At 42.8% G+C, this 13,979-nt stretch carries 14 protein-coding genes, 1 tRNA gene, 2 pseudogenes and 1 riboswitch; of the genes and pseudogenes, 16 read left to right on the top strand and 1 reads right to left on the bottom strand.

All coding sequences use genetic code 11. The features are described from left to right. Positions 1-11: 11 nt before the first annotated feature. A riboswitch (Lysine riboswitch) is annotated at positions 12-191 on the top strand. A gap of 125 nt (positions 192-316) precedes the next feature. Beyond that, positions 317-1,549 (top strand): aspartate kinase, encoded by a 1,233-nt coding sequence (locus tag BQ5796_RS11165; protein WP_071460308.1) that lies wholly within the window; start codon positions 317-319, stop codon positions 1,547-1,549. Between the two features lie 43 nt (positions 1,550-1,592). Here the strand turns inward: BQ5796_RS11165 and BQ5796_RS11160 are convergent, their stop codons facing one another. Then, positions 1,593-2,030, bottom strand: coding sequence for a YslB family protein (locus tag BQ5796_RS11160; RefSeq protein WP_097678027.1), 438 nt, complete (start codon positions 2,028-2,030; stop codon positions 1,593-1,595). Positions 2,031-2,480: 450 nt separating this feature from the next. Here BQ5796_RS11160 and BQ5796_RS11150 point away from each other — a divergent pair, with 450 nt between their 5' ends. The 15 genes and pseudogenes from BQ5796_RS11150 to leuD all read left to right on the top strand — a co-directional run bounded on the left by BQ5796_RS11150 (position 2,481) and on the right by leuD (position 13,927). Continuing rightward, entirely contained in the window at positions 2,481-3,089 is a 609-nt protein-coding gene (locus tag BQ5796_RS11150) for a succinate dehydrogenase cytochrome b558 subunit (RefSeq protein ID WP_071460305.1), read from the top strand. A 59-nt stretch (positions 3,090-3,148) separates the two neighbouring features. Then, a complete protein-coding gene (gene sdhA / locus BQ5796_RS11145) occupies positions 3,149-4,906 on the top strand; it encodes a succinate dehydrogenase flavoprotein subunit (protein WP_071460304.1) in 1,758 nt (585 codons plus the stop codon). A gap of 6 nt (positions 4,907-4,912) precedes the next feature. Beyond that, positions 4,913-5,674 carry a succinate dehydrogenase iron-sulfur subunit gene (gene sdhB, locus BQ5796_RS11140; protein ID WP_071460303.1) on the top strand — a complete coding sequence of 254 codons (762 nt, stop codon included), beginning with the start codon at positions 4,913-4,915 and terminating at the stop codon, positions 5,672-5,674. Between the two features lie 258 nt (positions 5,675-5,932). After that, entirely contained in the window at positions 5,933-6,157 is a 225-nt protein-coding gene (locus tag BQ5796_RS11135; RefSeq protein ID WP_071460302.1) for a helix-turn-helix domain-containing protein, read from the top strand. Positions 6,158-6,296: 139 nt separating this feature from the next. Continuing rightward, positions 6,297-6,755, top strand: a complete 459-nt coding sequence (locus BQ5796_RS11130) for a MarR family winged helix-turn-helix transcriptional regulator (protein ID WP_071460301.1) — start codon at positions 6,297-6,299, stop codon at positions 6,753-6,755. 10 nt (positions 6,756-6,765) lie between these two features. Further along, a complete protein-coding gene (racE, locus tag BQ5796_RS11125; protein ID WP_071460300.1) occupies positions 6,766-7,560 on the top strand; it encodes a glutamate racemase in 795 nt (264 codons plus the stop codon). 442 nt (positions 7,561-8,002) lie between these two features. Then, positions 8,003-9,088, top strand: a complete 1,086-nt coding sequence (locus tag BQ5796_RS11120) for a GerMN domain-containing protein (RefSeq protein WP_071460299.1) — start codon at positions 8,003-8,005, stop codon at positions 9,086-9,088. A gap of 122 nt (positions 9,089-9,210) precedes the next feature. Next, positions 9,211-9,957, top strand: a complete 747-nt coding sequence (rph, locus tag BQ5796_RS11115) for a ribonuclease PH (protein ID WP_071460298.1) — start codon at positions 9,211-9,213, stop codon at positions 9,955-9,957. Between the two features lie 15 nt (positions 9,958-9,972). Beyond that, positions 9,973-10,572, top strand: a complete 600-nt coding sequence (locus BQ5796_RS11110) for an XTP/dITP diphosphatase (protein WP_071460297.1) — start codon at positions 9,973-9,975, stop codon at positions 10,570-10,572. A 9-nt stretch (positions 10,573-10,581) separates the two neighbouring features. Continuing rightward, complete coding sequence (locus tag BQ5796_RS11105) at positions 10,582-11,100, top strand: metallophosphoesterase (RefSeq protein WP_071460296.1); 519 nt, start codon at positions 10,582-10,584, stop codon at positions 11,098-11,100. A 108-nt stretch (positions 11,101-11,208) separates the two neighbouring features. Then, a tRNA-Arg gene (locus BQ5796_RS11100) sits at positions 11,209-11,282 on the top strand. A 124-nt stretch (positions 11,283-11,406) separates the two neighbouring features. Continuing rightward, entirely contained in the window at positions 11,407-11,751 is a 345-nt protein-coding gene (locus tag BQ5796_RS11095; protein WP_071460295.1) for a hypothetical protein, read from the top strand. A 366-nt stretch (positions 11,752-12,117) separates the two neighbouring features. Further along, positions 12,118-12,814 (top strand): annotated as a pseudogene (locus BQ5796_RS11090) (IS4 family transposase); the annotation flags it as partial. A gap of 4 nt (positions 12,815-12,818) precedes the next feature. Beyond that, a pseudogene (locus BQ5796_RS11085) lies at positions 12,819-13,328 on the top strand (aconitase family protein); the annotation flags it as partial. Positions 13,329-13,345: 17 nt separating this feature from the next. Beyond that, positions 13,346-13,927, top strand: coding sequence for a 3-isopropylmalate dehydratase small subunit (gene leuD, locus BQ5796_RS11080; RefSeq protein ID WP_074033955.1), 582 nt, complete (start codon positions 13,346-13,348; stop codon positions 13,925-13,927). Positions 13,928-13,979 lie beyond the last annotated feature (52 nt).

Raw genomic sequence — 13,979 nt, 5'->3', positions numbered from 1 at the left:
TATAGCATTAAAGTGAAGGTAGAGGTGCGGGCTTAAATAGTAGGAACCTGGAGAAAAATGAGATTCTGTGAAAGGTTCTAAAAGGGAAGACCGCCGAAGCCTTAGGAAACCTCATTATTTCCTGGGCTGGTCCCGCATTGAATAAATGCCGGACTGTCAAGATGTGATTGTCTTGGAGGGCTATCTCACTGTGCAGACCGTATGGTTCCATATATACGTAAACCACAGCAATGAGACCCTTTCTCATTGCTTTTTTTTTCTGAAAAAGCAATGATTCTCGAATCTAGAGAATAACGAACAAGAAAGTAGGGAGAAGATGGGACTAATTGTACAAAAATTCGGTGGGACATCTGTCGGCAGTGTGGAAAAGATCCGTGCAGCTGCGAGGCGGTCAATTGCGGAGAAAAGAAAGGGAAACGATATTGTCATTGTTGTTTCTGCGATGGGAAAGACAACAGACAGGCTTGTGGAAATGGCAAATGAACTATCGTCCACTCCTGAGGAGCGGGAAATGGACATGCTATTGTCCACCGGAGAGCAAGTAACCATTTCATTATTTGCCATGGCCTTAAAGGAACTGGGCGAGAAGGCAGTTTCCTATACTGGGGGGCAGGCAGGGATTATCACAGAACCTGTACACGGAACTGCCAGAATTAAAAATATTTGTACTGAAAAAATTCATCGCGACCTTTCTGAGGGAAAAATGGTTGTGGTTGCAGGCTTTCAAGGAGTAACGGAACAGGGTGAAATTACAACGCTTGGTCGAGGCGGTTCTGATACAACAGCCGTAGCTCTTGCAGCAGCGCTTGGTGCTGACAAATGTGAAATATATACGGATGTGCCAGGTGTTTATACAACCGATCCGCGATATGTGAATAATGCAAGAAAACTTGAAGATATTTCCTATGATGAAATGCTAGAACTAGCCAACCTTGGTGCAGGCGTATTGCATCCCAGAGCTGTAGAGTATGCAAAGAATTACCAAGTTCTCTTGGAAGTACGGTCAAGCAGCAAACAGGAAAATGGAACCATTATTATGGAGGAGAGCAAAATGGAAGAGAATTTGATCGTAAGGGGTATTGCATTTGAAGATGGAGTCGCAAGCATTTCGGTAATCGGACTTAAAGATCCGATAAGAAGTATGCCCAAAGTTTTTTCGCTGCTGGCGAAGCAAAGGGTCAATGTAGATATTATTATTCAAAACAAGACGGAAGGCAGCCTTGGAGAAATTTCTTTTACGGTGAGCAGCAGGAATCTGGAAGAAACGCTGCAGGTGCTTCAGCGTCATAAAAGTTTAATTGGATATCATCGGCTCGAAGCGGAGGCGGGTCTCGCAAAGGTTTCGATTGTAGGAGCAGGAATGGTGTCCAATCCGGGAGTTGCGGCACAAATGTTTGAGGTTCTCGCAAACCAGGATATCATGGTGAAAATGGTCAGCACTTCCGAAATAAAAGTATCGACAGTCTTGCCAGATACCGATATGGTAAAGGCAGTTGAGGCCCTTCATGAGTCATACGAGCTTTCTGCCGAGACGGTGGGACAGCGTTAAAAAAAAGCTTTCAAAGCAGTGCTTTGAAAGCTTTTTTTAACGGTTATAACACATCATTTGCATCCCATTTAACTGTAAACCTTATTTTTCCTGCGCGTCTTCCTGGGTGTTCGAAAGCCTCGGCGGTAACCTTTTTTTGCAGTGCAAATTGCTGGGCAAGAAATCCTGCTTCCAACTGAAAGGTAATATCGCGGTTTCCATTTAAGCGGTGTGTTACGAGTTCGCCTTGGAGTTCAAAGTCGATTTCCTTCCGTTTCTCTTCCCGCACATAGAGATGGCCCCAGTCCGCCTGGTGGAAAAAATCGATGATTTCTTCCGTATTGTTGAGCGGGTACTTTCGTGCAAGCTTCTTTCCTGCCCAGTACAGAATGTCTTGTTCACTGACTCCGAGCAGTTCGGAAAGAAGCACGTCCCTGATCAGCTCATATCCAAATGCGGAAGCAACCGGCTTGGGCGCTTCGCTATTTTGCGTTGATGTCATTTCGCTCAAGATACTTCCCCTCTTTCTAGACTCTATTATATACAATTCTGGACAGGATGGGGGATGCTTTCTCATGTTTTCCTACGTTCATTCCGAAAAAATTCATTTAAATTACAACCCGATGAAAAACAATCAGGAGAAGGGAAGCACAACAGCGGAGAGAGTTCAAAAAAGATTGCTTTTGCATAAAAACTATATAAATATATTGAAAAAGGAAGAGCGAATTCAATGTTTTAGCGGATTTTTTCTTTATCATTATTTTTAAACAATTGCATTCTTATAAAATTTTCATGTATCCGTTTTCTTGACGGTGTATGTCGATGAGAGTAAAATGAACATGTCACACAATTGTAAGATTTTGATGGCAGGCTTTTAATATTTAGCTATTGTTAAAGATTGTTATTTTGGGGATGGCCTGTTATCACGCTAATTATAAGAGGGGGTATACATATGGCGGAAAATCGAGAGTTTGTTTGGCGCAAGCTGCATTCATTGCTCGGCGTCATACCTGTTGGGCTCTTCCTTGCTCAACACTTGGTAATCAATCATTTTGCAACCAGTGGAGCGGAATCGTTCAATAAGGCAGCGGGCTTCATGGAACAATTGCCGTTCCGAATCTTTCTAGAAGTGTTCGTAATCTACTTGCCTTTATTATTTCATGCTATTTATGGGCTTTATATTGCTTTCACCGCAAAAAACAATGTCAGCCAGTACACCTATTTCCGAAACTGGATGTTCATGTTACAGCGTTATTCCGGCGTTATTACGCTTGTTTTCGTTGCATGGCACGTTTGGGAAACAAGAATTGCTGCAGCTTTTGGTGCTGAAGTAAACTTCAACATGATGGCAGAGATCCTATCCTCGCCTTTCATGGTTGTTTTCTACGCAGTGGGGATTATCTCAGCCGTTTTCCACTTTGCGAACGGCCTATGGTCATTCTTTGTCAGCTGGGGCATTACCGTTACTCCGAGATCGCAATTGATTTCGACGTACGTTACGATCGGTGTTTTCTTGGTGTTATCCGTAGTTGGTATTCGTGCGCTTGTAGCGTTCATCTAACATCACTATCGAGAATTGAACAATAAGGACAGACTTACGATATAGGGAGCTGGTCTCAAATGACGAAAGGTAAGATAATAATTGTTGGCGGAGGGCTTGCAGGTTTGATGGCAGCAATCAAAGTTGCTGAAGCAGGAACCCCTGTCGATCTTTTTTCCCTTGTTCCAGTCAAACGGTCTCACTCCGTTTGTGCACAGGGTGGAATTAACGGTGCAGTAAATACAAAAGGGGAAGGAGATTCTCCTTGGGAGCACTTTGACGATACAGTATATGGGGGAGATTTCCTTGCAAATCAGCCTCCTGTAAAAGCCATGACCGAAGCGGCGCCAGGAATTATCCACCTTCTTGATAGAATGGGCGTCATGTTCAACCGTACGCCGGAAGGTTTGCTGGATTTCCGGCGTTTTGGCGGCACTCAGCATCACCGTACCGCATTTGCAGGGGCAACTACAGGACAGCAGCTTCTTTATGCTTTGGATGAACAGGTTCGCCGCCATGAGGTTGCAGGGCTTGTAACAAAGTATGAGGGATGGGAATTTCTTGGAACCATCCTTGATGACGAGGGTGTTTGCCGCGGTATTGTAGCCCAAGACCTGACAACAATGGAAATCCAATCATTCGCTGCCGACGCTGTCATCATGGCAACCGGAGGTCCTGGTATTATTTTTGGAAAATCGACCAACTCTGTCATTAATACAGGTTCAGCAGCTTCGATTGTTTACCAGCAGGGAGCTTATTATGCTAATGGAGAATTTATCCAAATTCACCCAACTGCAATCCCAGGAGATGATAAGCTTAGATTGATGAGTGAATCAGCTCGTGGTGAAGGCGGCAGGGTATGGACTTATAAAGATGGAAAACCATGGTATTTCCTTGAAGAGAAGTATCCGGCATATGGAAATCTTGTACCAAGGGATATTGCAACACGTGAAATCTTTGATGTCTGTGTTGAACAGAAGCTTGGTATTAATGGAGAGAACATGGTTTACCTTGACCTCTCCCACAAAGATCCGAAAGAGCTTGATATTAAGCTCGGTGGAATTATTGAAATCTATGAAAAATTCATGGGTGACGATCCGCGCAAAGTACCAATGAAAATTTTCCCTGCTGTCCACTATTCCATGGGCGGACTTTGGGTTGATTATGATCAAATGACAAACATTCCTGGCTTATTTGCTGCAGGGGAATGTGATTATTCGCAACATGGCGCCAACAGGCTCGGTGCAAACTCGCTTCTGTCCGCAATCTATGGCGGAATGGTTGCTGGTCCAAATGCACTTCGCTATATTAGTGGACTGGAAAAAAGTGCAGATTCCATTTCTTCTTCTGTATTTGAAGGTTATGTCAAAAAAGAGGAAGAAAAGTGGAATGGCATCATGAACATGAACGGCAGTGAAAATGCCTATGTTCTTCATAAAGAGCTTGGTGAATGGATGACTGCCAATGTAACGGTTGTACGTTACAACGAAAAACTGAAGAAAACGGATGACAAAATCGTCGAGTTGATGGAACGCTATCAAAATATCAATATCAATGACACAGCAAAATGGAGCAACCAAGGAGCCGTGTTCACACGCCAGCTGCAAAACATGCTTCAATTGGCTCGCGTCGTTACGATTGGTGCCTATAACCGTAATGAAAGCCGCGGTGCGCATTATAAACCAGAATTCCCTAATAGGGATGATGAGAATTTCTTGAAAACAACAATGGCGAAATTTGCAGGGGAAAACGCAGCGCCTGCATTCCATTATGAAGATGTCGATACTTCATTAATCAAACCGCGTAAGCGTGACTATTCCAAGAAGAAAGGGGAGTAATGAGGTATGTCAGAAAAGAAAACTGTCCGATTTATCATCACACGTCAGGACTCAGCAGATACGGCCCCTTATGAAGAAACTTTTGATTTGCCATACCGTCCAAATATGAACGTGATTTCCGCACTAATGGAAATCCGAAGAAATCCAGTAAACATAGAAGGTGTGAAAACAACGCCGATAGCTTGGGACATGAACTGCCTTGAAGAGGTATGTGGTGCGTGTTCTATGGTTATTAACGGGAAACCCCGCCAATCTTGTACAGCACTCGTTGACAAGCTGGAACAGCCGATTAGGCTAGAGCCAATGAGAACATTCCCGGTTGTGCGTGATCTTCAAGTAGATAGGAGAAGGATGTTCGACTCCTTGAAAAAAGTAAAGGCTTGGATTCCGATTGATGGAACGTACGACTTGGGCCCTGGTCCTCGTATGCCAGAGAAAAAAAGGCAATGGGCATACGAACTGTCAAAATGCATGACATGCGGTGTTTGCTTGGAAGCTTGTCCAAACGTTAACAGCAAATCGGATTTCATTGGCCCGCAGCCATTATCCCAAGTTCGCCTGTTCAATGCTCACCCAACTGGTGAAATGAACAAGGCGGAACGCTTGGAAGCGATCATGGGAGATGGAGGACTGTCCAACTGTGGTAATTCCCAAAACTGTGTACAGTCTTGCCCTAAAGGGATTCCATTGACTACTTCAATCGCTGCTCTGAACAGGGATACAACATTGCAGGCTTTCAAGAATTTCTTTGGAAGCGACCAAATCTAAATCCTTCTGCAACCTCTTTCCGATAAAGGAAAGGGGTTTTTATTTTTATGTAACAATATTCGTCCTCTTGAAATATATAAAAATATTTATAAGGATAAGGACAAGAAGATGAACGGTGATTGCTTCTAGGGAGGAACGAAAATACTTTACCCGGGGCATTTACCGTCACTTCACGTCTTTCGCTGACATATGATATCGTGACTAAATTATACCCACCCCGTTGTTCACAGCTGGCGAAGGCAAGGAGGGTTACAATACTTGAAGGAGAATGACTACACTCACAAGCCATTACTCACCAAACGAGAAAGAGAAGTTTTCGAACTGTTAGTACAGGACAGAACAACAAAAGAAATCGCGGAGGAGTTATTTATCAGCGAGAAAACAGTTCGCAACCATATTTCTAATGCAATGCAGAAGCTTGGCGTAAAGGGGCGTTCTCAAGCTGTTGTAGAGCTCCTGAGAATGGGAGAGCTTGAGCTTTAAGATTAAGATGGAATGGAGCCGGAAGAAATAGCCGGCTTCATTTCTGTCTTGAAATTTAGTGAAAAAAAGTACAAAATAAGAGAATTGAAAGAATTTCTTTAGGATAGATTCACGTGGATGTCACATAAGGGGTGAAACGATGAAGCAAAATGATAGGAAGCATATGGTGGAAATGTCATCATACGCCGATATTGAAAGGGAATTGAGGTACATAGCGGGAATCATTAAGCAAAAAGGCCGGGAAATACTAAGCAATTATACCATCACCCCGCCGCAATTTGTTGCGCTGCAATGGCTGTTTGAAGATGGGGATATGACAATCGGTGAACTTTCCGGAAAAATGTTCCTTGCGTGCAGTACGACGACGGACCTTGTAGATAGGATGGAGAAAACGCTTCTTGTCGCAAGAGTAAAAGATCCGAATGATCGGAGAGTTGTCCGTATCCACCTTCTGGAGGAAGGGGAAAGAATCATCGATGAGGTTATCAAGAAGCGACAGCTATATCTTCAGGATGTTTTAAAAAACTTCAATGAAGAAGAAACACTTCATTTAAAAGAAATATTAGCAAAACTGCATCAGGAAATGCGAGAAGGATGAGGCGAGAACATTGGACAGGCCAATTGGAGTAATTGACTCAGGAGTAGGCGGGCTCACCGTTGCAAAAGAAATGATGAGACAGCTCCCAAATGAACAAATTGTTTATCTTGGCGATACAGCACGCTGCCCGTATGGTCCAAGGTCTACTGAGGAAATTCGCAAATTCACATGGGAGTTAACACGCTTTCTGCTTAAAAGGAAAATCAAGATGCTTGTAATTGCCTGTAATACGGCAACTGCTGCGGCATTAGATGAAATAAATGCCGAATTAGATATTCCGGTGCTAGGCGTGATTCATCCCGGGGCAAGAACGGCAATAAAGGTAACGGAAACATACAAAATTGGGGTTATTGGAACAATCGGAACCGTTCAAAGCGGAGCATATGAAAAAGCGCTCAAAGCCATCTACAAGCATACGCAAGCAGTCAGCCTTGCTTGCCCGAAGTTCGTTCCTCTTGTCGAAAGCGGAGAATACAGTGGGGATGTGGCGAAAAGGATTGTGAAAGAAACGCTCGAACCACTAAAGAGTTCGGATATTGATACGCTTATTTTAGGCTGTACGCATTATCCGCTTTTAGAACCATTGATTAAATCTGAAATGGGAGAAGAGGTAAGCGTCATCAGTTCAGGGGAAGAGACAGCGAGAGAAGTAAGCACCATTCTTCATCATGACAATATGCTCTCGAAAGTAAATAATGAACCTGAGCATGAATTTTATACGACAGGATCAAGAAAGATATTTGCAACGATAGCATCACAGTGGCTAGGAAAGACTATCGTTAATGTGAAAAAAGCAGTTCTTTAAAAAAATTCAGCTCTCCCGCTGATTCCGCATGAGTCTCACGCATTCCGTTCCAATCAAAACAGATTCGGCAGAAAAATTGCCGGATCTGTTTTTAATATTACAGATGAAAGACAAAATGGAAACCGGTGGGTCCTCCTGAAGATATTTTCGTGTTTACCGTTGATATTTAGAGGATCACCGTAGATAGATGGCCGTTTACCGTAGATATATAAACCGCTACCGTAGATATCTCTGATATAGAAGTGTTCTCCCAATGGATAACCGCTTGTGTAATCGTTTACACAAGCGGTTTATTCCGAAAATTCATCCCCTTTCATCAAAAACTCTCCATATCTAACAAAAAACTTAGCTTCTCCCTGCCGGGAATTTTTTTGAAAGATAAAGTCTAATTCCCGAAATAGCTAGTATATATGTAGTACAAACTATGTTTGGAGGGATGAAAATGTCTGGATATAAGAAGGCAGCCTCGATGGGGACGGCAGTACTGGCAGCCTCTGTGTTTTTATCAGGATGCGGACTTTTCGGAAACGATGAGAAAAAAGAGATAGATCCGCCGCAGAATGTTACTTACATGAAGGAAAGTGAAGCAGGAAGCTTAGAAAAAGAGCATGGAACCAAATCGGAAGGTGCTGCAAAGAAGGAAAGTGAAAAAACATCAATGGTGAATACGGAACTGTATTTAATTGATAAGAATGGGTATGTTGTTTCAACGACGATGAGTTTGCCGAAGACCGAATCTGTAGCAAAACAGGCACTGGAATATCTTGTAGCAAACGGACCAGTCTCAGAAATTCTCCCAAATGGCTTTAGGGCGGTTCTGCCCGCAGATACTGGCATCAGCCTGGATATAAAGGATGGAGTAGCGAAAGTCGATTTTTCCAAGGAGTTTGCCAATTATAAAAAAGAGGATGAATTAAGGATCCTCCAGGCCGTCACATGGACATTGACGCAGTTTAACAGTGTGAAGGAAGTTCGCCTGCAAATGAATGGAAAGAAATTGGACAGCATGCCTGTAAATGGAACACCTATAAAAGATGGTTTAACTCGAAATGATGGCATTAACCTCGATACGACAGGTGCTGCCGATATTACCAATACGAGAGCAGTAACCGTCTACTATGTTGGCGGCAGCGAAGGTAACCACTACTACGTACCTGTTACGAAGCGTATTCCGAATGGCAAGGCAGATAATATTGACGCCATTGTCAAAGAGCTTGCAGCAGGGCCATCCTATGGATCAGGGCTTCAATCAGAGTTCGGGCATGATGTTAAGCTGATTGATAATCCAAAAGTCGAAGGGGGCAAAGTGACGCTTAATTTCAATGAGTCCATCTACGGCAGTTTTGATGATAAAAAGGTGATATCGGAAAATGCACTTAACTCTCTCGTCCTCTCCCTAACAGAGCAAGCTGGAATTAAAAGCGTTTCTGTACAAGTGAAAGGGAAGGCGGAATTAGTGTTGGAAAATGGCAAAAAGCTTTCAAAGCCGGTAACAAGGCCAGAAAAAGTGAATACGGGTAGTTTTTAATTCATCGTAATTTGATATACTAGAGAGTGACAGTGAAGAGGCAGGCTTTTGCTGCCTCTTCTTTTTCAGCCTTCCTATAAGGTGTGGCAACAGTGATGGTAAAAGACAAGGAGGCACAAAAAATGCGTTTTGATGGGCGGAAACCGCTGCAATTAAGACCTGTACATATGGAAACAAACTATTTGAAAAACCCGGAAGGCTCTGTTCTAATTTCTGTTGGTGACACGAAAGTTATTTGCAATGCCAGCATTGAGGACAGAGTACCACCGTTTATGCGAGGGGAAGGAAAAGGATGGATTACCGCTGAATATTCCATGCTTCCTCGGGCAACAGAGCAAAGGACGATTAGAGAGTCTTCAAAAGGGAAAGTTACTGGTAGGACAATGGAGATTCAGCGTCTTATCGGAAGGGCATTAAGGGCGACCGTGAAGCTTGAAGATATAGGAGAAAGAACAATCTGGATTGATTGCGATGTCATACAGGCAGACGGCGGTACAAGGACTGCTTCCATAACTGGAGCTTTTGTTGCAATGGCGATGGCAATTGGAGAATTGTACAAAGCGAATAAGCTTAAATCTTTCCCAATAACGGATTTTCTCGCGGCAACAAGCGTGGGGATTCTTGAAGACGGTGAAACCGTTGTAGACTTAAATTATCCAGAGGATTCCGCAGCAAATGTCGATATGAATGTCGTGATGACAGGGAATGGTGAGTTTGTCGAGCTTCAGGGAACAGGGGAAGAAGCTACTTTTACCCATGGACAGCTGCTGGAGATGCTAGATGCTGCAAAGAAATGCTTAGAAGAGCTGTTCCAGCTTCAAAAAGAAGCTTTAGGCAGCGAACTGACCGGCCTGATTGAAAAGCGCTAAAGTGGAGGGACCAAAGTGGAAGAAGTAATCATTGCAACGAAGAACAGAGGCAAGGCCCAAGAATTCGAAAGGATCTTCAGCAAGTTCGGTATTCAAGTAAGAACATTGCTTGATTATCCTGAATTCCCGGAGATAGTGGAGACGGGTTCCACTTTTGAAGAAAATGCAATCCTTAAGGCAGAAACTGCTAGTAGGCAGCTTGGGAAAGTTGTGATTGCGGATGACTCGGGCCTAGAAACAGACGCACTTAATGGAGAGCCTGGAGTTTACTCTGCTAGGTATGCAGGATTGGAGAAGAGTGATGAGGCCAATATCGATCTGCTCCTTGAAAAGCTTGAAGGCGTGCCCGCAGAAAAACGTACAGCCAGGTTCCGTTGTGTTCTTGCAATAGCAGTTCCCGGGAAGGAAACCGTCACCTATTCTGGAAGCTGTGAAGGAAGAATTTTAGAGAAAAGAAGAGGAAGCAATGGATTTGGGTATGATCCAGTGTTCTTTGTTGAAGATAAGGGCAAGACGATGGCAGAACTAGATCCGGAAGAAAAGAATTTAATCAGCCACAGGGCGATGGCATTAAAACAGTTAAAGCAGACTCTACTTCACACTTTAGAAGGATGATGAATTGCGATGGGAAAAATCCTCGTTGTAAGTGACAGCCATGGATCCTCTGACCTTCTTTTCGGGCTGAAGGAGAAGGTACGGGATGCCGACTTGCTCATACACTGTGGAGATTCAGAGCTTACTCCTGATGATCCAGCCCTTGAGGGTTTCCAGGTAGTCAAGGGGAATTGTGATTACTACGGCCAGTTTCCAAACGAATTGTTGTTGGAGTTTGAAGGCTTGCGGATTCTGGTCGTTCATGGACATCATCATTCAGTGAAAAATGATTTGTTGAAGCTCGCCTATAAGGCGGAAGAAACAAGGGCGGATATTGTCTGCTTCGGCCATTCTCATGTTTTTGGAGCCGAAATGATTGGCAGCATTCTATTCCTAAATCCGGGAAGCGTCAGACTCCCGCGCCTTCGCAGTGAAAGGACATACGTTACGCTGGAGACAGCGGGAAATACTATTGTGATGAATGTGTTTGACTACGACAGTGGTGAAATAGAAGACCTTAAATCGGTGTTTACTTTTCATAAAATGTAAAAAAGGGGAGACAAAGTTTCCCCTTTTAAAATAATCGTAAGAAGTGTTGACTTTTAGATGATTGTCTAATATAATAAATCTTGTCTTAAAGAACAATATTTTCATCTTGTCCCAGTAGCTCAGCTGGATAGAGCAACGGCCTTCTAAGCCGTCGGTCGGGAGTTCGAATCTCTCCTGGGACGTAACAGTTTTAAAAAGATACAAACGCAGATTGCAATAACTGTGTTTGTATCTTTTTTTTATCCTGAAAACCGTCTCTTCATTTTTCGTTGTCGTCAAGTGGTCAAAAAGGAGGAGTGTCTATTAATGCACTGTTGTTGTAAGGAAAAAGAAACTTTTGATATAAAGGTTAAAGCAGATGTTGGTGCAGATCCTATATGGTGCAATAGTTGTGGTTGTAATTATGATATAGAAGAAGCCCCGCTTTCAGAGGATTTAAAAGAGGAATTGCAAAGTTGGATAAGGATGTACGGTGGATGGATTGACTGGAGTAATGATGAATTACTTCCCGATGCAATTAGATTAGAGAATGAACATAATAGTTTAGGTCAACAACTTACAGAAAAAGTTAAACAGGAGCTTGGTGTTATATATAAAATTAGATTTTCTCCTTCTACCTCTGCTAGAATGTATTCCGACTTAGATTTATGATTACTCATTAAACAAGCAGGAGAGGCTATCTGTGCCGTTCCTGCTTGTTTAAAAGATCTGTACAAAGTTTAATTTACCAAAAGACAAACGGCTACCTCTTGCTCCTATCCATTATAAGTATTTTTTATCAAATTAAGATTTTACGGTAAAATTAACATTTTGTGTAAGTGATATTGGAGTAAGAAATTACTTTATGAAAAGAGAAGTTGTTTTAATTCTTTGTCTTTGAATCACTAGCGTCGCATTAAAATAATTTAATACAGCAAATAAAACTGAATTTTCTATAAATACCTCCATGCATAAAAAAATCCTTTATAATGGTTGGGCGGTAGTAAACCATCCGAATCCAAAATAAAGGACAATCACATGGATAAGTTTACACGAAAAACATCATTTGAACAATGGTTCCCACCCATTTTCTCCACAAAACTCGAGGAATTGGTGGAAGCCTATCAATTAAATTACTATACAAAGAAGCTACACATCGCTTCATTCTTGAAATTATTCGTATTCGCACAGCTCAACGAAACCGAAAGTCTACGTGCTGTCAGTGAAACGTTATTCTCGGATGACCTACAACAAGCAACAGATTTAGAATCGATTAGCTTTTCGCAGTTAGGACGACGATTAACCCAAGTGCCAACAGATGTTTTCCAACAAGTGTTTCTAGACTTAGTCGCGCAAAATTCATGAGAAAACGCATTTTGAAAAGCGGCGTGAAGTTACAACACCGCTGAAAATCATTGACTCTAGTACGTTGCCGCTGAACTTAAACCATCATAAATGGGCTGAATTCCGCAAAACAAAATCAGGCATTAAGCTTCATTTACGTCTAGTTTCCCTAGAAAAAGGCTGTTCGTATCCAGATAAAGCGGTCCTCACGAATGCGAAAGAACATGATCGCGGCCAATTAGAAGTGCTGGTAGACGACAAAGAATGCATGTATGTGTTTGACCGTGGTTACTTGGATTATGAGCGATTCGACCGCATGACAGATGACGGCTATTTCATTGTCTCACGCTTGCGCAAAAACGCCGTCATACGTGTGCTAGAGCCTTTTGAACGACGTACCCTTTCTGCATGAGCTTGATAACGAAACTTCCAAGTCGACAGATCAGGCGCTGCGATATATGGGACTTAAAGAAGGGCAAAGGATCCGTGAGATACCAATTCAGAAAGTGTTTATCGGATCTTGCACTAACGCGAGAATCGAAGATATAAGGGCGGCAGCCGAAATAGTCCGTGGAAGGAAAGTGCATGAAAATGTTACTGCGATTGTTGTTCCCGGGTCTCAAAAGGTAAAGAAACAAGCTGAAGAAGAAAAGCTTGATGCAGTATTTCTCGAAGCAGGATTTGAATGGCGGGAATCTGGCTGTAGTATGTGCCTCAGTATGAATGCAGATACTGTCCCAGAAGGTGAGCATTGTGCTTCTACTTCAAACCGGAATTTTGAAGGGAGGCAACGGGCAGGAGCGAGGACTCATCTTGTAAGCCCGGCAATGGCAGCAGCTGCTGCAGTTTTTGGGCATTTTATTGATATTAGAGAGTTTGCTGCAAAAGCCGCCGTACAACAATAAGAAGGAGGCTGGACTTATTGGCTGGAATCACTGTTTATACTGGAAAAACTGCCGGGATGGACAGGATGAACGTAGATATGGATCAAATTATCCCCAAGCAGTTTTTGAAAAGAGTGGAAAAGACGGGTTTTGGCAGTTTTTTATTTTATGATTGGAGATTTTACAAGGATGGCAGCCTCAACCCGGAATTCGAACTGAATTTTCCAGAAAACGCAGATGCGACCATTCTGATCGCAAATGAGAACTTTGGATGCGGTTCATCAAGGGAACATGCACCATGGGCATTGCTGGATTATGGATTCCGAGTGATCATCGCACCATCCTTCGCCGATATTTTTTATCAAAACTGCCTGAAGAACGGCATACTGCCAATTGTTACGTCTAAAGAGCATGTGGAAAACCTCTTGCAGCATACAAAAGGAGAGAAACATAGTTTAACAGTATCATTGGAGGATATGACAGTCAGCGATGAAAGCGGCAAACTGTTTGCTTTTGAGATTCACCCGCATTGGCGGATGATGCTAATGAATGGGTATGATGAAATTTCTCTCACGCTGCAATATGAAAGCAGCATTAGACAGTATGAAAGCGTGAGATAACAATGCTGCTTCCTGAAAAACAGGAAGCAGCTTTATTGAATTTGATCAAACC

It is taken from the genome of Bacillus massilinigeriensis, assembly GCF_900111815.1.
Lineage (GTDB): Bacteria > Bacillota > Bacilli > Bacillales > Cytobacillaceae > Mesobacillus_C > Mesobacillus_C mediterraneensis.
The sequence above is the reverse complement of the archived record's forward strand: the minus strand, read 5'-3'. Positions and strand labels throughout refer to the sequence as shown.